The following is a 20,595-nucleotide window of genomic DNA, read 5'->3' as shown; positions in this document are numbered from 1 at the left end:
TACGCCACCGTAGGTCGAAACGTCTTCAGACGCCAGTGCCGGCCGGGCCGACCAGCGGCTTCAGGTCCGCCCGGGGCGGCGTCCACTCCCCCGCCGAGGCGGCCACCTGCTCGCCGGAACGGATGTCCTTGACCTCGTCGCCGTCCGCGCCGGGGAACCAGACGTACGGGATGCCGCGCCGCTCGGCGTACCGGATCTGCTTGCCGAACTTGGCCGCCGACGGGGACACCTCGGTCGGCACACCCCGCGAGCGCAGCGCCGCCGCGACCCCGTCGCTGGCCGCCCGGTCCTCCTCGGCGGTGACCGCCACCAGCACACAGGTCGGCACCGAACGGGACACCGCCAGCGCCTCGGCGCCGAACAGCAGGCCGAGCAGCCGGGTCACCCCGATCGAGATGCCCACCCCGGGGAACCGGACGTTGCCGGAGCTGGCCAGGTTGTCGTACCGGCCGCCGGAGCAAATCGAGCCGAACCGCTCGTAGCCGATCATCTGCGTCTCGTAGACCGTACCGGTGTAGTAGTCCAGGCCCCGCGCGATGCGCAGGTCGGCCACGCAGAGGCCGGGCGCGTGCGCGGCGGCCGTCTCCACCACGGCGGTCAGCTCCGCGACGCCCTCGTCCAGCAGCGGGTCGCTCACCCCGAGCGCGCGCACCGCGTCGGCGAAGGAGGCGTCCGGCGCGGAGATCTCGGCCAGCGACAGCACGGCCTTGGCCTGCGCCTCGCTCGCCCCGGCGGTCTCGGCCAGCAGCTCCGTCACCTTGGCCGGCCCGATCTTGTCGAGCTTGTCGACGGCGCGCAGCGCCGCCTCCGCGTCGGTCAGCCCGATGCCCCGGTAGAAGCCCTCGCAGATCTTGCGGTTGTTGACCTGGATGCGCACCGGCGGGATCGGCAGCGACCGCAGCGCGTCGCCGATGACCAGTGGCATCTCCGCCTCGTACTGCGCCGGCAGCGTGTCCCGGTCGACAATGTCGATGTCGGCCTGGAGGAACTCCCGGTACCGGCCCTCCTGCGGGCGCTCACCCCGCCACACCTTCTGGATCTGGTAGCGGCGGAACGGGAACTGCAGCTTGCCGGCGTTCTCCAGCACGTAGCGGGCGAACGGCACGGTCAGGTCGAAGTGCAGGCCGAGCGCGTCGTCCCCGGCCGGCCCGTCGGCGTCGGCCTGCAACCGGCGCAGCAGGTAGACCTCCTTGGAGGTCTCCCCCTTCCGCAGCAACTGATCCAGCGGCTCCACCGAGCGGGTCTCCAGTGGCGCGAAGCCGTACAGCTCGAACGTGGTGCGAATGCGATCGAGAACGAACTGCTCGATCATCCGCTGCGCCGGCGTCCACTCGGGGAAGCCGGAAATGGGCGTGGGCTTGCTCATCACGAACTCCTTGGGAACCCGCGCGGGCGCGGGTGAGGGTCTAGAGGCCTCGGGTGGGCGCTGCCGGGCGCGCGCCGCCGACGCCCGCCACCTCGACGAGGTACGGGTTGGTCGCGCGCTCGCGGCCGATCGTGGTCGCGGGGCCGTGGCCGGGCAGGACGACTGTGTCGTCGGCCAGCGGGAGCACCTTGTCCCGCAGGCTCGACAGCATGCGGGGCATGCTGCCGCCCGGCAGGTCGGTGCGGCCGATCGAGCCGGCGAACAGCACGTCACCGGAGAGGCAGATCTGCTCGGCCTCCCAGGGCGAGCCGGCGCCGGGCAACCGGAACAGCACCGACCCGCCGGTATGGCCGGGGGCATGGTCGACGGTGATCTCCAACCCGGCCAGCGACAGCGTCGCGCCGTCGGTCAGCTCGGCCACGTCGTCCGGCTCGGCGTACGGCAGCCGGCCACCGAACAACTGGGTCAGGTCCATCGACAGCGCCTTGCTCGGGTCGGCCAGCAGCTCCCGGTCGTCCGGGTGGACGTAGGCGGGGATGCCCCGCGCGTCGCAAACCGGGGCGACGGAGAAGGTGTGGTCCAGGTGGCCGTGGGTGAGCAGCACGGCGGCCGGGTGCAGGCGGTGCTCGGCGAGCACGGCGTCGAGCCGGTCGAGCACCCCGATGCCGGGGTCGACCACCACGCACTGCTCCCCCGGAGCGGTCGCCACCACGTAGCAGTTGGTGCCGAAGGCGTCCGCGGGAAAGCCGGCCACGAGCACGTCGCTCCCCTTTCCGTCCGGTCGTCGTCACCTTCAGCCTAGTCGTAGCGGCCAGCGAGTTCCGTCCGCCACCACCACCGCCCAGCGGGCCCCGGCTGAGACGGCGGGACCTCGTACACGACATTCACAGTCGCTACCCGTACACTCTGGCGGGCGTGTGGCGTGGCGCACCCCGACCGGAACGGCGGCCGGCGCCCGGCGCCGGCGGCGATTCAGGCAGAGGAAGGGGAGCGCACGTGGCTTCCAGCAGGGACCGGCAGCGCAAACTGGCGCGGGCCAAGCTTGACCGGCAGCTCGCCCGGCGGGCGGCGGTCGCGAAGCGCCGCCGGCAGATCCGGGCCGGTGTGGGCGCCGCGGTGGTGCTCGTGCTGATCGTGGCCGGTTCCGCCTGGGCGCTCGGCGCGTTCGACTCGGAGCCGGAGAAGCAGGCCGCCGAGGACGTCTGCCTCTGGACCGCGCAGGACGGCGCCGTCAACACCAACCTCAAGGACGTCGGCGAGCCGCCCACCACGGGCCTGCCCACCTCCGGCACCCGCCCGATGACGATCACCACCAACCAGGGTGGGCCGATCACGGTCGAGCTGGACCAGACCGACGCCCCGTGCGGCGCGGCCAGCCTGAGCTACCTGGCCGGCCGCTCGTTCTTCGACAACACCACGTGCCACGAGATCACCGCAGAGGGCGCGCTGCGCTGCGGCGACCCGACCGGCACCGGCCTCGGCGGCCCGACCTACTCGTTCTTCGACGAGAACGTCCCGAGCGCGCCGGAGCCCAGCCCGTCGGCCTCCCCGGCCCCCGGGCAGCCGGCGACGTACCCGAAGGGCACGGTCGCCATGATCGGCAACCCGCCGGGCAGCAACGGCAGCCAGTTCCTGATCTTCTTCAAGGACGCCAGCCCGGCCAAGCCGGCCTACTCGGTGGTCGGCAAGGTCACCGGCGGGCTCGACGTGGTGGAGAAGATCGGCGCCATGCCGACGGTGGACAATGGCAACGGCGCCAAGGTCAAGCCCAAGACGCAGGTCCTTGTGCAGAGCGTCACCGTCGGCGAGCCCGGCGCGGCTCCGGCCGACAGTCCCGCGCCCTCGCCGAGCGCCAGCGCGGGCTGAGAACACAGGCGAGCCGGCGGCGTGCCGCCGGTGCGATCCAGACGTGACCCGGCGCGCGCGCCGACCCCATACGCAGCAGGTGAGGAGTGACCTTGACGTCCACCAGAGACCGCCAGCGCGCGGCGGCGCGAGCCAAGCTCGAGCGGGAGATGGCGGAGCGGGCCGGTAAGGCCCGCAAGCGCCGGCAGACCCAGGCGATCGTCGGCGCCGCGGCCGTGCTGGTGCTCGTCGTGGCCGGCACGGTGTGGCTGGCCACCTCGCTCGGCGGCGACGACGACGAGCAGACGGGCGGCGCCACCACCGCCGACGCCGTGCAGTGCGCGTACACGGAGGTGCCCAAGGAGGGCCGGCCGCCGCAGATCAAGGACGTCGGGCTGCCGCCGACCCAGCAGGCCGGCAAGGGCAGCCAGACGATGACGATCGACACCAACCTGGGCCCGATCACCGCCAAGATCGACCGCGCCGCCGTGCCCTGCACCGCCGGCAGCTTCACCCACCTGGCGGAGAAGGGCTTCTTCGACAACACCAAGTGCCACCGGCTGGTGACCCAGGGCATCCAGGTCCTCCAGTGCGGCGACCCGAGCGCCACCGGCAAGGGCTGGCGGGACACCGACGGCACCGGCGGGCCGAGCTACAACCTGGCCGAGGAGAACCTCCCCACCAACAAGCGCCCGCCGTACCCGGAGGGTGTCATCGCGATGGCCAACTCCGGGCAGCCGGGCAGCACCGGCAGCCAGTTCTTCATCGTGTACGGCGACTCGTCGCTCGACCCGAACTACACGGTGCTGGGCACCATCACCGGTGGCATGGACGTGGTGAAGCAGGTCGCCGCGGCCGGTGACGACGGCGCGTTCGCCAAGCAGGCCGGCGGTGGTCACCCGAAGAAGGAGATCACCATGACCAAGGTGACCATGAGCCCGATCCAGGGCGGCTGAGGCCCTCCCGGTTACGACGACGAAGCGCCCGCCGGCTGATCCCAGCCGGCGGGCGCTTTCGCGTGCGTGGGGTGGCTCAGGCCCCGGAGGTGACCCGGTACGCGTCGAACACGCCGTCGACCTTCCGGACGGCGGCCAGCAGGTGCCCGAGGTGCTTCGGGTCGGCCATCTCGAAGCTGAACCGGCTGACCGCCACCCGGTCCCGGGTGGTGGTCACGGTCGCGGAGAGAATGTTCACCCGCTCCTCGGACAGCACCCTCGTCACGTCGGCGAGCAGCTTGTGCCGGTCCAGCGCCTCGACCTGGATGGCGACCAGGAACGTGGAGGCGGAGGTGAGCTTCCAGCTGACCTCGACCACCCGCTCGGGCTGGGCGCGCAGGTCCTCGGCGTTGGCGCAGTCGTCCCGGTGCACGCTCACCCCGCCGGAGCGGGTGACGAAGCCGAACACCGAGTCCGGCGGCACCGGCGTGCAGCAGCGGGCCAGCTTGATCCAGACGTCGCTGACGCCGCGGACGACAACGCCCGGGTCGGCGCTGCTCTGCCGGCTGCGCGGCGGCCGGGTGGCGACGGCGGTCTCGGCGATGTCCTCCGCCGCGCCCTCCTCGCCGCCGTAAGAGGCCATCAGCTTCTGCACCACCGACTGCGCGGAGACCTGGCTGTCGCCGACCGCCGCGTACAGCGACGCCACGTCGGGCAGATGCAGGTCCCGGGCGATCGCCATCAGGTTGTCGGAGGTGAGCATCCGTTGCAACGGCATGCCCTGCTTGCGCATCGCCTTGACGATCGCGTCCTTGCCGGCCTCGATCGCCTCCTCGCGCCGCTCCTTGTTGAAGTACTGGCGAATCTTCGTACGCGCGCGCGGGCTCTTGACGAAGCCGAGCCAGTCCTGCGTCGGGCCGGCCGTGTCGGACTTCGACGTGAAGATCTCGATCACGTCGCCGTTGGACAGCGTCGACTCCAGCGGCACCAGCTTGCCGTTGACCCGCGCGCCGATGCACTTGTGCCCGACCTCGGTGTGCACCGCGTACGCGAAGTCCACCGGCGTCGACCCGGTCGGCAGCGGGATGACGTCGCCCTTGGGCGTGAAGACGTACACCTCCTGGCTGGACAGGTCGAACCGCAGCGCGTCCAGGAACTCGCTCGGGTCCGCCGCCTCGCGCTGCCAGTCCAGCAGCTGCCGCAGCCAGGTCATCTCGTCGATGTGCGCCGGCGGGCCCACCACCGGGGTGCCCTTGTGCTCCTTGTACTTCCAGTGCGCGGCGATGCCGAACTCGGCGGTGCGGTGCATCGCGTACGTGCGGATCTGCATCTCCACCGGCTTGCCGGTGGGCCCGATCACAGTCGTGTGCAACGACTGGTACATGTTGAACTTGGGCATGGCGATGTAGTCCTTGAACCGGCCCGGCACCGGCTGCCAGTTGGCGTGGATGACCCCCAGCGCCGCATAGCAGTCGCGCACCGTGTCGACCAGGATCCGCACACCCACCAGGTCGTAGATGTCGTTGAAGTCCCGCCCTCGCACGATCATCTTCTGGTAGATCGAGTAGAGGTGCTTCGGCCGCCCGGTCGTCTCCGCCTTGATCTTGGCGGCCTTCAGGTCGGTGGACACCTTCTGGGTCACCTGGCGCAGCAGCGCCTCACGCTGCGGCTGGTGCTCCCCGATCAGCCGGTTGATCTCCTCGAACCGCTTCGGGAACAGCGTGCCGAAGGCGAGATCCTCCAGCTCCCACTTGATCGTGTTCATACCGAGGCGGTGCGCCAGCGGCGCCAGGATCTCCAGCGTCTCCTTGGCCTTCTGCTCCTGCTTCGGGCGCGGCAGGAAGGTCAGGGTCCGCATGTTGTGCAGCCGGTCGGCCAGCTTGATCACCAGGACCCGGGGGTCCTTCGCCATCGCGACGACCATCTTGCGGATGGTCTCGGCCTTGGCCGCGTCGCCGAGCTTGACCTTGTCGAGCTTGGTGACGCCGTCGACGAGCAGCGTGACCTCGCCGCCGAAGTCGGCGCGCATCTGGTCGAGCGTGTACTCGGTGTCCTCGATGGTGTCGTGCAACAGCGCCGCGACCAGCGTGGTGGTGTCCATGCCCAGGTTCGCCAGGATGGTCGCCACCGCGAGCGGGTGCGTGATGTAGGGGTCACCGGACTTGCGGTACTGCCCCGAGTGCCACCGCGCGGCCGTGTCGAAGGCGCGCTGCAGCAGCCGGGCGTCGGCCTTGGGGTGGTTCTCCCGGTGGGTGGCGATCAGCGGCTCCAGCACCTCGCTGACCTGCGAGGTCTGCCAGGGCGCGTTGAACCGGGCCAGCCGGGCGCGTACCCGCCGGCCGGTGGGCGCGTTGGAGAGCGCGAACCCGCCGCTGGTCGTCGGGTCACCGGAACTCTCGGTCGGGAACGGCACCACGACCGCCCCGCCGTCGGCCGTCGCGTCGGGCGCGCCGCCGGTGGCACCGGTCGCCCGGGCCTGCGGGTTGCCGCTGCGCTCGGTCACCGAGCCGTCCGCGTCGCCTGTCGGGTGCACCGTGCCCTCCACCGGAGGGACGACATCGTGGGACACCGGCCTCCTCACCGCTCGCCGGGATGCGCCGGCCGTTCGGCCGACGTCTCGTGCAACCAGCCCGGGGGCCGGTGTTGTTCCGCGGCTCCGGGGCGGGCCCCGGCGCCTGCGCCGCCCCGGACACCTCGGCCGGGTCGGGCAAAGCGCAATGCTACCCGTACGCAGGGTACGCCACCGCTCCCCCGGACGGTCGGCGCCGACCGGCCCGACGGCCGGTCGGGATCAAACGGTCAACAGGGCGTGCACCGGGCGCGGCGCGAGCCGCTTACGGCCTTCGAGGAAGCCCAGCTCCAGCAGCACGGTGAACCCGGCCACCGTCCCGCCGGCGCGTTCCACCAGGTCGAGCGTGGCCTCGGCGGTCCCGCCGGTGGCGAGCACGTCGTCGAGCACCAGGACCCGGTGGCCCGCGGTGAAGGCGTCCTGGTGCACCTCCAGCGTCGCCTCGCCGTACTCCAGCGCGTAGGAGGCGGAGTGCGTGGCCCGGGGCAGCTTGCCGGCCTTGCGCACCGGCACCACGCCGACCCCGGTGGCGTACGCGACGGCCGCGGCGAGGACGAACCCGCGCGCCTCGATGCCGGCGACGGTGTCGAACGAGTCGCGCCCGTGGTACGCGATGATGCCGTCGATCACCTCACGGAACGCCGCGCCGTCGGCGAACAGCGGCATCAGGTCCTTGAACATGACACCCGGCTTGGGGAAGTCCGGCACGTCCAGCAACCGGCTGGCGACGAGCTGGGCGGCCTCCGGGCCGCTGTCTCCGCGTACGCCCGTGGTGTGGGTCTCCGTCACAGTGCGTCCCATGTCCTCTCGAAACGACGACGGCGTCCGTCATGCCGTGACATCAGCATGACGGACGCCGTCGTCGCGATTGCGTCCGGCCCTACGGTCAGCGGCGCTTGCCGCCGGGCCGGTTGCCGCCACCGCCCGCGGGTCGGCCGCCGCGGGCGCCGCTGGGACGCTTGCCGGCCGGGCGGGCGCCGACCTTGGGGGCGGCGCCGGCGAGCGCGGCGGCATCCGGGTCGATCGGCGCGTCGGCGTCGGCGTCGGCGGCCGGGGCGGCGCGCGTGGCGCCCTTCGGGGTGATCTCGCCCCGGGCCAGGGCGGCCCGGCGGGACTGCACCCGCTTGTTGTGCGCGCTGATCCGCGGGTCCATGTTCTTCAGCAGCACCAGCAGCGGGGTGGCCAGCACGATCGAGGTCAGGAACGCCACCGCCATACCGACGAACAGCACCAGGCCGAGGTCCTTCAGCGTGCCCGCGCCGAGCAGGCCGGCGCCGATGAAGAGCAGGCCGCCGACCGGCAGCAACGCCACCACCGAGGTGTTCAGCGACCGCATGAGGCTCTGGTTGAGCGCCAGGTTGGACGCCTCGCCGTAGGTGACGTTGTTGTTCGCGGTGATGCCGCGTGTGTTCTCCTGCACCTTGTCGAAGACCACCACCACGTCGTAGAGCGCGAAGCCCAGGATCGTGAGGAAGCCGATGATCGTCGACGGGGTGACCTCGAAGTTCACCAGCGAGTAGATGCCGGCGGTGAGGATCAGGTTGGTCAGCAGCGAGATGATCGCAGCGACCGCCATCCGCCACTCGAAGCGCAGCACCAGGTAGATCGACACCACCGCGATGAAGATCAGCAGACCGAGGAAGGCGCGGGAGGTGACCTGGCTGCCCCACGCCTCGGAGACCTGGCTGCCGCTGATCTGGTCGGCCTGGATGCCGAACTCCTCCGCCATCGCGGCCTTGGCCGCGTTGGCCTGCTCGGCGCTGAGCTGCCCGGTGCGCATCTCGTAGAACTCGCCGCTGGTGCTGCCGACCTTCTGCGCGCTCACCACCTCGACGCCGGGCGCCTCGTCGGCCAGCACCTCGTCGACGGTCTGCTCGGCCCGGTCCAGCGTGCCGACGCTGGCCGGCACCTGGAACGTGTTGCCGCCGGCGAACTCGATGCCGAGCTTGAAGCCGCTGATCGCGAAGCTGAGCACCGCGATCAGGACCAGGACGCCCGCCACGCCGAACCACAGGTTCCGGCGGCCGACGATGTTGAGATCCGCCTCGCCCCGGTAGAGCCGGGCGGCCAGACCACTCTTAGCCATCTCAGGCCTCCTTGACACGCGGGTTGCGGGCGGTGCCCGACTCGGCCGACCGGGCCGGCAGCGCCCGGCCCAGACCGCTGACCCGCGGCGACAGGAACGCCCGGGTACGGGCGAACATCGTCATGATCGGGTGGCGGAAGAGGAACACGACGACCAGGTCGAGCACGGTCGCCAGGCCGAGCGCGAAGGCGAAGCCCTTCACCGCGCCGACCGACACGATGTAGAGCACCACTGCCGACATCAGCGTGATCGCGTTCGCCGAGATGATCGTCCGGCGGGCCCGGATCCAGGCGCGCGGCACCGCGCTCCGTGGACTACGGCCCTCCCGGATCTCGTCCTTCAATCGTTCGAAGTAGATGACGAACGAGTCCGCCGCCACACCGAGCGAGACGATCATTCCGGCGATGCCGGCGAGCGTGAGCGTGAAGCCGATCGAGCGGCCGAGCACCACGAGCGCGCCGAAGACGAGCAGCGCGGAGAGCACCAGGCTCAGGAAGATGACCGAGCCGAGCAGCCGGTAGTAGAAGAACGAGTAGATGATGACGAGCAGCATGCCGATGCCGGCCGCCAGCAGACCCGCCTTGAGGTGGCTGTCGCCGAGCGTCGCGGTGACGTTCTGCTGCTCCTGCGGCTCGAACGTCACCGGCAGCGCGCCGTAGCGGAGCTGGCTGGCGAGCGCGTTCGCCGTCTTGTTGTCGAAGCTGCCGGTGATCTGCGAGTCACCGGTCAGCACGCCCTGGATCTCCGGGGACGAGACGATCCCGTTGTCCAGCACCACGGCGACCCGGCACTTGCCGTCCTGGCCGAGCGCGGTCTGGTCGCAGGCCTGGCCCTCGTTGTTGAACGCCTCGCGGGTCAGCGCGGTCCACTTCTCCTGGCCCTTGCCGGTGAAGTTGAGGCTGACCACCCAGGAGCTGGTCTGGTCGAGCTGGGCGGAGGCGTTCTTGACGTCGGTGCCCAGCACCTTCGCCACGTCGAGCAGGTACTTCGCGCCGGACTCGCAGGCGACCGCCTTCTGCTTCTCGTCCTTGATCGAGGCGGCCGGGCGCTTGTCGAGCTGGGCGCAGGTGATGGTCGGGACGTTGAACTGCATCTCGACCGGCAGGACCGCGATCTCCTGCGGGGTGAGCGTGCCGAACGGCTTGAGCTTGTCGGCGAGCGTCGGGTCCGTGGTGAGGTCGGCCGGGGCCTGCAGGCCCGAGGCGGCGGCCCAGGCGGCCGCGCCGACCTTCTGCTCGACGGCCTTGCGCTGCTGCTCGATGCTCTGCGGCACCGGCTCGGCGCTGGCGCTCGGGGAAGCGGCGCTCGGCGTGGCCGACGGGGTGGCCGGGGCACTGGCGCTCGGCGTCGGGGCCATGCCGCCCTGTCCACCGGCGCTCGGCGACCCGCTGACCTTGGGGCTCGTGGTCGCCTGCGGCGACGCGCTGCCCGACGGCGCCGGGCTGGCGGTCCCGGACGGAGCGACGCTCGGGGTCGGCGCGGGCGCGGCGGCGGCGCCGCTGCCGTCGGTGGCCTTGAGGACCTTGCGGAAGCGCAGCTCGGCGGCGCTGCCGACGTCGGTCAGGTCCCGGTTCTGGCCGGGCAGGGAGATGACGATGTTGCGGTTGCCCTCGGTGACCACCTCGGCCTCGGCCACGCCGTACGCGTTGACCCGGCTCTCGATGATCTGGCGCGCCTCCTCGAGGTTGCCGGCGGTCGGCGGCTTGCCGTCCACGGTGTTTGTGGCCTCGAGCGTCAGCCGGGTGCCGCCGACGAGGTCCAGGCCGAGCCGGGGCTCCAGCCGGTCCTTCCAGCCACCGCTGGCACCGCCCGAGAAGAACACCAAAAGATAGAGGACGACGAAGATGAGCCCGAGCACGGCGAGCTGCCGCCCGGGCCGCATCTGTCCCTGAGGTGGTGCCACGGCTGTCCTGTCTCCCTGTACGGTCGCGCCGCTTCCGCGGCGGCGACAACTGTCGGGCCGGGGGTGTCCGCCCGACTGCTCCGGCGGGTCGGCACCAGCTGACGGCACGCCGACCGGGGCGCGGCACGGGGGCGCCGCACGGCCTGGCCGGGTGCCGGCGCCGGGCGCCGACCCCAACTATCCACTTGTACCGATGATTCCGCTGCCCCGTCCGGGGCACCAGTCACTCCTTGACCGGCTCGGCTTCCTCGGTGATCGTCTCGGCGGCCGGCGCCTCGGCGCGCTTGATCACGCGGGCCACGGCCGGGCGGGCGTACCGGGTCTGCACGCCCGGGGCAACTTCCAGCAGGACGGTCTCGTCCTCGACCGCGGTGACAGTGCCGTGCAGGCCGCCGATGGTGACCACCTCATCGCCCGGGGCCAGGGCGGACTGCATCTGCTCGGCCTCGCGGCGGCGCTTCTGCTGCGGTCGGATCATCATGAAGTACATGACGACGAAGAGCAGAGCGATCATCAGGATCGGCGTCAGACCGCCGGCTCCCCCGCCACTCGCTGCTGCGTAAAGCACGGTGTAGACCTTCCGGTTGGCCTCCGTCCCGGCGCCGGAGGGCGCCGCAGCGGAAGCAGATTCTCACGTCCTGTACAAACCGCGGCGAAGTCTAGTCCCTGCTCCTGAGAAGACCGAATGCGGCACAGATCACGAACGGATCACGGCTGGTCGGTCTGCACCGAGAAGAGATCGGGCCCCGGAGAGGTATCCGCACCAAATGTACCATTCGGCGGGTTGCGGCCCAGATGGCGCCAAGCAGCCTCCGTCGCCACCCGCCCGCGCGGCGTACGCGCCAGCAGGCCGGCCCGCACCAGGAACGGCTCGCAGACCTCCTCGACCGTGTCCGGCTGCTCCCCCACCGCGACCGCCAGCGTGGACAGGCCCACCGGGCCGCCCCGGAACGAGTCGACGAGCGCGGTGAGCACCGCCCGGTCGAGCCGGTCCAGGCCGAGCGCGTCCACGTCGTAGACGGTCAGCGCCGCCCGCGCGGTCTCCAGCGTGACCACGCCCTCGGCGCGCACCTCGGCGTAGTCGCGCACCCGGCGCAGCAGCCGGTTGGCGATGCGCGGGGTGCCCCGGGACCGGCCGGCGATCTCCGCCGCGCCGTCGGCCGTGATCGGCACGCCGAGGATCCGGGCCGACCGGTGCAGCAGCGTCTCCAGGTCGGCCGGCGCGTAGAAGTCGAGATGCGCGACGAAGCCGAAGCGGTCGCGCATCGGCCCGGTCAGCAGGCCGGAGCGCGTGGTGGCGCCGACGAGCGTGAACGGCTCCACGTCGAGCGGGATGGCTGTCGCGCCCGGCCCTTTGCCCACCACCACGTCGACGCGGAAGTCCTCCATCGCGCTGTAGAGCAGTTCCTCGGCCGGCTTGGCGATCCGGTGGATCTCGTCGATGAACAGCACGTCGCCCTCGGCGAGGCTGGTCAGGATCGCGGCCAGGTCGCCGGAGCGCTCGATGGCCGGGCCACTGGTCACCCGGATCCCCGCGCCCAGCTCGGCGGCGACGATGTTGGCCAGGGTGGTCTTGCCGAGGCCGGGCGGCCCCGACAGGAGGATGTGATCGGGCGGGGAGCCTCGCCGCATCGCGCCCTGCAACAGCAGGTCGAGCTGGTCGCGGACCCGGTGCTGGGCGATGAACTCGTCGAGCCGCTTCGGGCGGACGCTGGCCTCCGCGTCCAGTTCGGCGTCGTTCACGTACGCCGAGACCAGGTTCTCGCCGGTCATCCGCGCACGCCCGTCATCGGGTCCGGCCCAGGAGGCGGATGGCCTGCTTGAGCAGCACCGGCACCGGCGGCGTCTCACCGTCGACGGTCTCCGCCACCGCGGCCACCGCCTGCTCGGCCTGGGCGGCCGTCCAGCCCAGCCCGACGAGCGCCTGGCGGACCTGATCCGGCCAGGCGCCGGCGGTCACCCCGGCCGCGCCGTCGGTGCCCACCGGCACCGGGCCGATCCGGTCGCGCAGCTCCAGCACCAGCCGCTCGGCGCCCTTCTTGCCGATGCCCGGCACCCGGGTCAGCGCAGCGGTGTCGGCGTTGGCGACGGCCTTGCGGACCGCGTCCGGCGTGTGCACGGCGAGCACCGCCTGGGCCAGCCGGGGACCGACACCGCTGGCGGTCTGGAGCAGCTCGAACAGCTGCTTGGCGTCGTCGTCGGCGAAGCCGTAGAGCGTGAGCGAGTCCTCCCGGACCACCAGGCTGGTGGCCAGCCGGGCCGGCTGGCCCACGCGCAGCTCGGCGAGCGTGCCGGGGGCGCACTGCACGGCCAGGCCGATGCCGCCCACCTCCACCACCGCGTGATCCGGGCCGGTGGCGGTCACCGTGCCGCGTACGCTCGCGATCATCGCGTCCCTCCTCGTCGGGCCCGTTGCGCGGCCGCGGCCAGCTTGGACCGGGTGCCGCCGCGCCACACGTGACAGATGGCCAGCGCCAGGGCGTCGGCGGCGTCGGCCGGCTTCGGCGGCTCGGGCAGCCGCAGCAGCCGGGTGACCATCGCGGTCATCTGCGCCTTGTCTGCCTGGCCGGAGCCGGTCACCGCCGCCTTCACCTCGCTCGGCGTGTACGTCGTCACCGGCAGCCCGGCCCGGGCCCCGGCGAGCACCGCGACGCCGCTGGCCTGCGCGGTGCCCATCACGGTGCGGACGTTGTGCTGGCTGAACACGCGCTCCACGGCGACCGCGTCCGGCCGGTGCTCGGCGACCAGGTCGGTGAGCGAACGGTCCAGGTGCAGCAGGCGCAGCGGCAGGTCGTCGGCCGGGTCGGTGTAGACCACGTAGTAGGCCACGAGCGTGCAGGGGCGGCCCGGCACACCCTCGACCACGCCGACCCCGCACCGGGTCAGCCCCGGGTCGACGCCCAGCACCCGCACGCCGCCTCCTCCCCGAGCCGCCAGCAGTACGTGTGTTCGACACACCCTACTGGTGCCCGCCGACGGCGGGTCGGCCGGACACGCCGGGCGCGGGCGGTGACGCGGCGCACCACACACGCAGGCGGTGGAGTATGTGTCGCCGCCCCATGTGCCCGGCGGCACCCGGCTCGTACGTTCATGCGCCATGACGGCAGAACCCGTGGTGGTCCCCCACGTCGTACACGTCGACCTGACCGGCCGTACCGCGCTGGTCACCGGCGGCGGCAGCGGCATCGGACGCGCCTGCGCCCTGCGCCTGGCGGCGGCCGGCGCGACAGTGGTGGTGCTGGACCGCGACACGGCGGCGGCCGAGGCGGTGGCCGCCGAGGCCGGTGGCCGGGCGGTGGGGATCGACCTGGCCGACCCGGCGGCGGTGGACCGGCTCGACGTCGACGCCGACATCGTGGTCAACAACGCCGGCCTCCAGCACGTCTCGCCGGTGCAGGACTTCCCGGTCGAGCGCTTCGAGTACATCCAGCGGGTGATGGTCGAGGCGCCGTTCCTGCTGGTGCGCCGGGCGCTGCCCCGGATGTACGCGAACGGCTGGGGCCGGATCGTCAACATCTCCTCGGTGCACGGGCTGCGCGCCTCGCCGTTCAAGGCCGCGTACGTCTCGGCCAAGCACGCGCTGGAGGGCCTGTCCAAGGTGGTCGCGCTGGAGGGCGCCGCGCACGGCGTCACGGCCAACTGCATCAACCCCGCGTACGTGCGCACCGCGCTGGTGGAGAGCCAGATCGCCGACCAGGCGGCCACGCACGGCATCGGCGAGGACGAGGTGGTCGAGAAGATCATGCTGGCCCGGGCGGCGATCAAGCGGCTGATCGAGCCGGAGGAGGTGGCCGAGCTGCTGGCGTACCTGTGCTCCCCGCCCGCCGCGTTCCTCACCGGCGCCTCGATCGCCCTCGACGGGGGCTGGACGGCGAACTAGTGGCGCCCCGCACAATGTCGGTCATGTCGTCGCCGGTCGAGTTCCTGGAGTTGCTGGCGCGCGAGGCAGCCGCGGTCGAGTTCGAGGGTCCGCTCGTCGCCGCGCGCGCCGCCGGGCTGCCCGCCGAGCGGCTGGCCGAGCTGGAGCAGGCGAAGGTGGTGGCGCTGCGGGTGCGGGCGCTGCTGGCCCGCCGGCGCCGCCGGGAGACCGAGCTGTCCGGCCTGTACGACACCGCGAGCGACCTGGCCGGGCTGCGCGACCTGGACGACGTGCTGCGCGCGATCGTGCACCGGGCGCGGATCCTGCTCGGCACCGACGTGGCGTACATGACGCTCAACGACGAGGAGCGCGGCGACACCTACATGCGGGTGACCGACGGCTCGATCTCGGCCCGGTTCCAGCGGCTGCGGCTGGAGCTGGGCGACGGCCTGGGCGGCCTGGTCGCGCAGACCGGCACGCCGTACGTCACCTCGAACTACCAGGAGGACGAGCGGTTCCGGCACACCGGCGAGATCGACGGCGGGGTGGGCGAGGAGGGCCTGGTGGCCATCCTGGGCGTGCCGCTGCGGCTGGGCTCCAGCGTGATCGGCGTGCTGTACGCGGCGAACCGCTCGGCCCGGCCGTTCGCCCGGGAGGAGGTGTCGCTGCTGGTGTCGCTCGCGGCGCACGCGGCGGTGGCGATCGACACCGCGCGACTGCTCGCCGAGACGCGGGCGGCGCTGGCGGAGCTGTCGGCGGCGAACAGCACGATCCGGGCGCACAGCAGCTCGGTGGAGCGCGCCGCCGCCGCGCACGACCGGATGACCGCGCTGGTGGTGCGCGGCGGCGGGATGGAGGACGTGGCCGCGGCGGTCACCGAGGTGCTCGGCGGGGCGCTGCTGGCGCTGGACGCCGAGGGCCGGCGGCTGGCCCGGGTCGGCGAGATCGAGGAGCCGGACCGGGCGGACATCGTGGAGGCGGTCGCCGCGTCGCGTACCGAGGGACGCAGCGTGCGCCGGGGTCCGCTCTGGTACGCCGCGGTGGTGGCCGGCGCGGAGAACCTGGGCGCGCTGGTGCTGCGCCCGGACGACGAGCTGGTCGACGCCGACCAGCGCATCCTGGAGCGCGCCGCGCTGGTGACCGCGTTGCTGCTGTTGTTCCGCCGCACGGTGGCCGAGGCGGAGGGGCGGGTCCGCGGCGAGCTGCTGGACGACCTGATCGCCCGGCCGCTGCGCGACGCCGACGCGCTGCGGGCGCGGGCCCACCGCATCGGGGTGGACCTGGACGCGCCGCACGTGCTGGTGGCGGTCGGCGACGACGCGTTCGCCGAGACCGGCTCGGCCCGGCAGCGCGTGCTGTCCTGGGCCACCACGTACGCCTCGACCCGCGGCGGCCTGGCGGCGGCGCGCGACGGGCGGGTGGTGCTGATGCTGCCCGGCCAGGACGCGGGCGGCGCGGCCCGGGCGGTGGCCCGGGACCTGTCGCGGCTGACCGGCCGGCCGGTGACCGCCGGGGCGAGCGGCCCGTCGACCGGGCCGGCGTCGCTGGCCGTCACGTTCGCCGAGGCGGAGCGCTGCCTGTCCGCGCTCGGCGCGCTGGGCCGGGCCGGGCAGGGGGCGAGCACCGCCGAGCTGGGCTTCGTCGGGCTGCTGCTGGGCGCGGTCGGCGACGCCGGGGACCGCGACGTGTCCCGGTTCCTCACCGCGACAGTGGGTCCGGTGGTGGACTACGACGCCCGGCGGGGCACCGCGCTGGTGAAGACGCTGGAGGCGTACTTCGGGGTGGGCGGCAGCCTGGCCCGGGCCGCCGAGCAGCTGCACGTGCACGTGAACACTGTCACCCAGCGGCTGGAACGGGTCGGGCAGCTGCTCGGCGCGGACTGGCAGCGGCCGGAGCGGGCGCTGGAGGTGCAGCTCGCGTTGCGCCTGCACCGGCTGCGCACGCCCGCCCGCTGAGCGGCGGACGCTGACCACGCCGACCGGAGCGCGGGTCAGCGGACGCGCAGGCCGTCCAGGACGGTGTCCACGATCCGCTCGGGCAGCATCCGCTCGTCCCCGGCGTACCACTGCAGCATCCGCTGGGTGAGCATCGGCGCGGTGAGCAGCGCCATGGTCACCTCGATGTCGATGTCGGCGCGGAGTTCGCCGCGGTCGATCGCGCGGCGAAGCACCTCGCGCAACGCCTCGCGGCGGGGCTCGACGATCGCCTCGTACGCCTGCCGGTGGGCCGAGCTGCGGTTCACCTCGGGCACCAGGCACGGCATGATCTTGCGGGCCCGGGGGTCGGCGTGCTGGCCGACGGCGCCGACGAGCAGCACCAGGTCGTCGCGGACGGAGCGTCCGGCGCAGTGCGGCGCGGGCCCCTTGAGCGTGCGCAGCGCGTCCAGCAGCAGCGCGTCCTTGCCCGGCCAGCGGCGGTAGATGGTGGCCTTGCCGACTCCGGCGCGGGTCGCGATCGCCTCGATGGTCAGCGCCTCGATGCTGTTGCCCTCGGCCAGCAGGTCGAGGGTGGCGTCGACGATCGCCTCGTCCGCGCGGGTGCTCCGCGGTCGCCCGGGCGACCGCGGAGCATCCGCCGTGGAAGTCATGTCAGACATTGTCCACGAACCTATGCGGCCCCGGCCAGCTCCCGGTCCGTGGCGGGGGTCGCGCCGGGGGCGGCGGCCGGCCGGCCCGGCATCCAGCGCAGCACGATGACGAGGCCGAGCGCGGCCACCACGGCGGAGACGCCGGCGGCCCAGTGCATGGCCGAGACGAACGAGTCGTTGGCCGCGTCGATGAGCCGCGGCGCGGCGGGGCCGAGCCGGTCGGCGACGGCGTACGCCCCGGAGACCGACTCGCGGGCCGCGTCGCGTACCGGGGCGGGAAGCGCGGCCACCGCCGGGGCGACCTGGTCGCGGTAGACCGCGCTGAGCACCGAGCCGAGCACCGCCACGCCGAGCGCGCCGGCCACCTGCCGCACGGTGTTGCTGACCGCCGACCCGACGCCGGCCTTCTCCCGGGGCAGCGACGACATGATGGACTCGGTGGCCGGGGGCATGATGTTGGCCATCCCGGCGCCCTGGAGGAACCCGAGCGCCGAGAAGATCCAGATCGGGGTGTCCGCGTCGATGAAGACGAACGCGCCGAGCGCGGTGGCGGTGAGCAGCAGTCCGACCGCCGCCACCGACCGGCCGCCGTAGCGGCGGACCATCGCCGCGCTGCGCGGGGCGAAGAACAGCTGGGCCACCGCGAACGGCAGGAACAGCAGGCCGCTCTCCAGCGGGCTGTAGCCGCGCACGAGCTGCAGGTAGAACGCGCCGAAGAACATCACGCCCATGGCGGCGAAGAAGACCAGCCCGACCAGCGCCACCGGGGCGGCGAAGCGGGGCACCCGGAACAGCCGCACGTCCAGCGACGGGTGGTCGCTGCGCAGCTCGTGGACGATGAACCAGCCGAGCACCGCGAGGCCGCCCAGCACCGCGACCCACACCTGCGGCCGGCCGAAGCCGTGCTCGCCGCCGTCGATGATGCCGTAGGTGAGCGCGACCAGGCCGACCACCGACAGCAGCACGCCGGGCACGTCGACCCGGCCGGGCTTCGGGTCGCGGGACTCCGGGACCAGGGTCGCGACCAGCACCACGCCGAGCGCCACCACCGGCACGTTGATCAGGAAGACCGAGCCCCACCAGAAGTGCTCCAGCAGCGCGCCGCCGAGCACCGGGCCGATCGCCACGCCGAGGCCGACCGCGCCGGCCCAGACGCCGATCGCCTTGGCCCGCTCGCGCGGGTCGAAGACGTTGGAGATGATCGAGAGCGTCACCGGCATGATGGCCGCGCCGCCGACGCCCATGAGCGCGCGGGCCGCGATGAGCTGGGCCGGGTCCTGCGCGTACGCCGACAGCAGCGAGGCCAGCCCGAACAGCGCCAGCCCGAGGATCAGGAAGCGGCGGCGGCCGAGCCGGTCACCGAGCACGCCGAAGGTGAACAGCAGCCCCGCGAAGACGAGCGTGTAGGAGTTGATCGCCCATTCCAGCTCGCCCTGGGTGGCGCCGAGGCCGTGCACCGGGTCGGCCAGGGTGCGCAGCGCGACGTTGAGGATGGTGTTGTCGAGGACGACCACGAGGAGGCTGATCACCAGCACCCCGAGGATCGCCCACCTCCTCGGGTGTCCGGTGTTCTCGTGCGGTTCCACTGCGGTTCTCCCCCCGCTTCACCCGAGTCAAAATACGATACGGGTCAGACTCGTAACGCAGCCGAGCGTAGGTGAACCGATTTCGATACGGAACGGTTTCGTATCGGATGTGAGCCGGGTCACGGCCGGACTCGCGGGCCCGCGACCGCGCCCCGCGTCAGGCCGGCGGACCGGTGGCCAGCGCCACCCGCAGCAGCGCGTCGCGCACCGGCAGCAGCCGCCGCACCCCGGAGAGCCGCCCCGCCCAGCGCGCGCCCGCCGCGATCCGCTGCGTGGGCCGCCGCCGGCGCCTGTCGTACGCCAGCAGCGCGGCGTGCAGGTCGCCGGCCTCGCGTACGCAGTCGGCGAGCGCGACCGCGTCGACGAGCGCCTGACAGGCGCCCTGCCCCAGGTCCGGCGTCATGGCGTGCGCGGCGTCGCCGAGCAACGCGGTCCGGCCGGCCACGTAGGAGGGCAGCGGCGTCAGGTCACGGATCTCGTGCCGCAGGATCCCCTCCGGAGTGAGCGCGTCCAGCACCTGCGGCACCGGCCGGTGCCAGTCGCCGAAGAGGCGGCGCAACTCGGCGCGGTCGTCAGGGGGCGCCGGATGCCCCTCGGGCAGCCGCACCGCCGCGTACCAGTTGGTGCGGCCCGGCCCGGCCGGCGTGAGCCCGAACTTGCGCCCCCGCCCCCAGGTCTCACCGCCCTCGCCCGGATCGAGGTCGAGGTCGACAACGCCGCGCCAGGCCACCGCGCCCGCGTAGCGCAGCGGGTAGCGCCCGCCGTGCATCGCGGCGCGCACCACGCTGTTGATCCCGTCCGCGCCGACCACCAGATCGTACGCGTCGAGCAGCGACCCCGGGTCGGTCACCGGCTCGCCGAGGCGCAGCGCCGCTGCGGGCAGCGCACCGGCCAGGGCGGCGAGCAGCACCGGCCGGGTGACCAGGTGAACGGGCTCGCCGTGCCGACGTTCCAGCCGGTCGACGTCGATGGTGGCGATCCGGCTGCCGTCCGGGCGCCGGATCGATCCGCCGGCCTGGCGGCGGCCCCGGCGGCGCACCTCGTCGCCGACGCCGAGCGCGTCCAGGGCGCGCATCGCGCCGGGCCAGATGCCGAGCCCGGTGCCGCTGTCCGGCAACGCGGCGGACCGTTCCAGGACTGTCACCTCCCAGCCGGCCGCCCGCAGGCCGATGCCCGCCGCGAGCCCGCCGATCCCGCCCCCGACCACTACCGCTCGTCCGCCCATGCCGCCACCGTACTACAGATGTAGTCGGCCGCACTACGGCTGTAGTCTGGCCGGGTGACCGATCGCCGGCAACTCCTGCTCGACGCCGCCATCCGGGTGCTCGGCACCGGCGGGCCGCGGCAGCTCACCCACCGGGCCGTGGACGCCGAGGCGGGCCTGCCCGAGGGCTCCGCGTCCAACCGGTTCCGCACCCGGGAGGCGTTGGTCACCGGCGTGTTCGACCGGCTGGTCGAGGTGGAGACGCTGGCCTGGCAGCGGCTCGCCGTGGACCTGCCACCCGGCGACGTCGCCGCGTTCGCCCAGGTGCTCGGCGAGCTGATCCGGGAGTTCACCGATCAGCGGCGGGTGGTCACGCTGGCCCGGTACGCGCTGTTCGTCGAGGCGGCCGTGCGGCCCGACCTGCGCCCGGCGATCGAGGCCGGGCGGGCGCGGCTGGCCGAACGGGGAGAGCCGCTGCTCGCCGCGCTCGGCTCGACCGATCCGCCGGCCCACTTCCGGATGCTGCTGGCGCTGATCGAAGGGCTGCTGAGCAACCAGCTCGCCTGCCCGGAGGACGACTTCGACCCGGAGTCCGCGGTCGCCGTGCTGCTGCGCGGCTTCCGCGCCGCCTGAACGCGCCGCTTGAGCGCGCCGC

18 protein-coding genes are annotated in these 20,595 nt (G+C 73.0%); 5 read left to right on the top strand and 13 right to left on the bottom strand.

The annotated features are described in order from the left end of the window. Nucleotides 1-25: 25 nt before the first annotated feature. Both hisS and FHU28_RS14790 read right to left on the bottom strand, forming a co-directional pair. A complete protein-coding gene (hisS, locus tag FHU28_RS14795; protein ID WP_184684576.1) occupies nucleotides 26-1,366 on the bottom strand; it encodes a histidine--tRNA ligase in 1,341 nt (446 codons plus the stop codon). A gap of 40 nt (nucleotides 1,367-1,406) precedes the next feature. Next, a complete protein-coding gene (locus FHU28_RS14790; RefSeq protein ID WP_184684574.1) occupies nucleotides 1,407-2,126 on the bottom strand; it encodes an MBL fold metallo-hydrolase in 720 nt (239 codons plus the stop codon). A gap of 236 nt (nucleotides 2,127-2,362) precedes the next feature. Between FHU28_RS14790 and FHU28_RS14785 the strand changes: the two genes are divergently transcribed. Both FHU28_RS14785 and FHU28_RS14780 read left to right on the top strand, forming a co-directional pair. Beyond that, on the top strand, nucleotides 2,363-3,232 hold the full coding sequence (locus FHU28_RS14785) for a peptidylprolyl isomerase (RefSeq protein ID WP_184684572.1): 870 nt from the start codon (nucleotides 2,363-2,365) through the stop codon (nucleotides 3,230-3,232). Between the two features lie 92 nt (nucleotides 3,233-3,324). Further along, a complete protein-coding gene (locus tag FHU28_RS14780) occupies nucleotides 3,325-4,167 on the top strand; it encodes a peptidylprolyl isomerase (RefSeq protein ID WP_184684570.1) in 843 nt (280 codons plus the stop codon). A gap of 76 nt (nucleotides 4,168-4,243) precedes the next feature. Here FHU28_RS14780 and FHU28_RS14775 read toward each other — a convergent pair whose 3' ends face one another. From FHU28_RS14775 to ruvC, 8 genes are all read right to left on the bottom strand, one after another. Next, complete coding sequence (locus FHU28_RS14775; protein WP_376700772.1) at nucleotides 4,244-6,715, bottom strand: RelA/SpoT family protein; 2,472 nt, start codon at nucleotides 6,713-6,715, stop codon at nucleotides 4,244-4,246. 222 nt (nucleotides 6,716-6,937) lie between these two features. Then, nucleotides 6,938-7,504, bottom strand: a complete 567-nt coding sequence (locus FHU28_RS14770) for an adenine phosphoribosyltransferase (RefSeq protein WP_116509856.1) — start codon at nucleotides 7,502-7,504, stop codon at nucleotides 6,938-6,940. 97 nt (nucleotides 7,505-7,601) lie between these two features. After that, on the bottom strand, nucleotides 7,602-8,801 hold the full coding sequence (gene secF, locus FHU28_RS14765; protein ID WP_184684568.1) for a protein translocase subunit SecF: 1,200 nt from the start codon (nucleotides 8,799-8,801) through the stop codon (nucleotides 7,602-7,604). Nucleotide 8,802: 1 nt separating this feature from the next. Then, complete coding sequence (gene secD / locus FHU28_RS14760; RefSeq protein ID WP_184684567.1) at nucleotides 8,803-10,704, bottom strand: protein translocase subunit SecD; 1,902 nt, start codon at nucleotides 10,702-10,704, stop codon at nucleotides 8,803-8,805. Nucleotides 10,705-10,927: 223 nt separating this feature from the next. Beyond that, nucleotides 10,928-11,272, bottom strand: a complete 345-nt coding sequence (gene yajC, locus FHU28_RS14755; protein WP_073827651.1) for a preprotein translocase subunit YajC — start codon at nucleotides 11,270-11,272, stop codon at nucleotides 10,928-10,930. Between the two features lie 140 nt (nucleotides 11,273-11,412). Further along, nucleotides 11,413-12,477, bottom strand: coding sequence for a Holliday junction branch migration DNA helicase RuvB (ruvB, locus tag FHU28_RS14750; RefSeq protein ID WP_184684565.1), 1,065 nt, complete (start codon nucleotides 12,475-12,477; stop codon nucleotides 11,413-11,415). Nucleotides 12,478-12,490: 13 nt separating this feature from the next. Beyond that, a complete protein-coding gene (gene ruvA, locus FHU28_RS14745) occupies nucleotides 12,491-13,093 on the bottom strand; it encodes a Holliday junction branch migration protein RuvA (protein WP_184684563.1) in 603 nt (200 codons plus the stop codon). After that, nucleotides 13,090-13,617, bottom strand: coding sequence for a crossover junction endodeoxyribonuclease RuvC (gene ruvC / locus FHU28_RS14740; protein ID WP_073827648.1), 528 nt, complete (start codon nucleotides 13,615-13,617; stop codon nucleotides 13,090-13,092). The genes ruvA and ruvC overlap by 4 nt, the downstream gene beginning before the upstream one ends. A gap of 184 nt (nucleotides 13,618-13,801) precedes the next feature. Between ruvC and FHU28_RS14735 the strand changes: the two genes are divergently transcribed. After that, complete coding sequence (locus tag FHU28_RS14735; protein WP_116509847.1) at nucleotides 13,802-14,584, top strand: 3-hydroxybutyrate dehydrogenase; 783 nt, start codon at nucleotides 13,802-13,804, stop codon at nucleotides 14,582-14,584. 14 nt (nucleotides 14,585-14,598) lie between these two features. After that, nucleotides 14,599-16,518: a helix-turn-helix domain-containing protein gene (locus FHU28_RS14730; protein WP_184684561.1), complete on the top strand. Its 1,920-nt coding sequence runs from the start codon at nucleotides 14,599-14,601 to the stop codon at nucleotides 16,516-16,518. Nucleotides 16,519-16,553: 35 nt separating this feature from the next. On the opposite strand, the gene FHU28_RS14725 is transcribed toward FHU28_RS14730, so the two are convergent. The 3 genes from FHU28_RS14725 to FHU28_RS14715 all read right to left on the bottom strand — a co-directional run bounded on the left by FHU28_RS14725 (nucleotide 16,554) and on the right by FHU28_RS14715 (nucleotide 19,961). Then, nucleotides 16,554-17,159, bottom strand: a complete 606-nt coding sequence (locus FHU28_RS14725) for a TetR/AcrR family transcriptional regulator (protein WP_116511853.1) — start codon at nucleotides 17,157-17,159, stop codon at nucleotides 16,554-16,556. Nucleotides 17,160-17,170: 11 nt separating this feature from the next. Then, nucleotides 17,171-18,736 (bottom strand): MFS transporter, encoded by a 1,566-nt coding sequence (locus FHU28_RS14720; RefSeq protein WP_184684559.1) that lies wholly within the window; start codon nucleotides 18,734-18,736, stop codon nucleotides 17,171-17,173. A 157-nt stretch (nucleotides 18,737-18,893) separates the two neighbouring features. Continuing rightward, a complete protein-coding gene (locus FHU28_RS14715; RefSeq protein ID WP_184684557.1) occupies nucleotides 18,894-19,961 on the bottom strand; it encodes an FAD-dependent monooxygenase in 1,068 nt (355 codons plus the stop codon). Between the two features lie 54 nt (nucleotides 19,962-20,015). Here FHU28_RS14715 and FHU28_RS14710 point away from each other — a divergent pair, with 54 nt between their 5' ends. After that, on the top strand, nucleotides 20,016-20,573 hold the full coding sequence (locus FHU28_RS14710; protein ID WP_184684555.1) for a TetR/AcrR family transcriptional regulator: 558 nt from the start codon (nucleotides 20,016-20,018) through the stop codon (nucleotides 20,571-20,573). Nucleotides 20,574-20,595: the final 22 nt, after the last annotated feature.

It is taken from the genome of Micromonospora echinospora (assembly GCF_014203425.1).
In the GTDB taxonomy this organism is placed as follows: Bacteria; Actinomycetota; Actinomycetes; order Mycobacteriales; family Micromonosporaceae; genus Micromonospora; species Micromonospora echinospora_A.
This window is presented reverse-complemented; position numbering and strand designations above follow the sequence as displayed.

What these genes read in the sequence shown, in the direction of transcription:
- hisS (WP_184684576.1), bottom strand. Translation starts at nt 1,366, where the DNA reads ATGAGCAAGCCCACGCCCATTTCCGGCTTCCCCGAGTGGACGCCGGCG.
- secF (WP_184684568.1), bottom strand. Translation starts at nt 8,801, where the DNA reads ATGGCTAAGAGTGGTCTGGCCGCCCGGCTCTACCGGGGCGAGGCGGAT.
- ruvB (WP_184684565.1), bottom strand. Translation starts at nt 12,477, where the DNA reads ATGACCGGCGAGAACCTGGTCTCGGCGTACGTGAACGACGCCGAACTG.
- ruvA (WP_184684563.1), bottom strand. Translation starts at nt 13,093, where the DNA reads ATGATCGCGAGCGTACGCGGCACGGTGACCGCCACCGGCCCGGATCAC.
- FHU28_RS14735 (WP_116509847.1), top strand. Translation starts at nt 13,802, where the DNA reads ATGACGGCAGAACCCGTGGTGGTCCCCCACGTCGTACACGTCGACCTG.
- FHU28_RS14730 (WP_184684561.1), top strand. Translation starts at nt 14,599, where the DNA reads ATGTCGGTCATGTCGTCGCCGGTCGAGTTCCTGGAGTTGCTGGCGCGC.
- FHU28_RS14725 (WP_116511853.1), bottom strand. Translation starts at nt 17,159, where the DNA reads ATGTCTGACATGACTTCCACGGCGGATGCTCCGCGGTCGCCCGGGCGA.
- FHU28_RS14715 (WP_184684557.1), bottom strand. Translation starts at nt 19,961, where the DNA reads ATGGGCGGACGAGCGGTAGTGGTCGGGGGCGGGATCGGCGGGCTCGCG.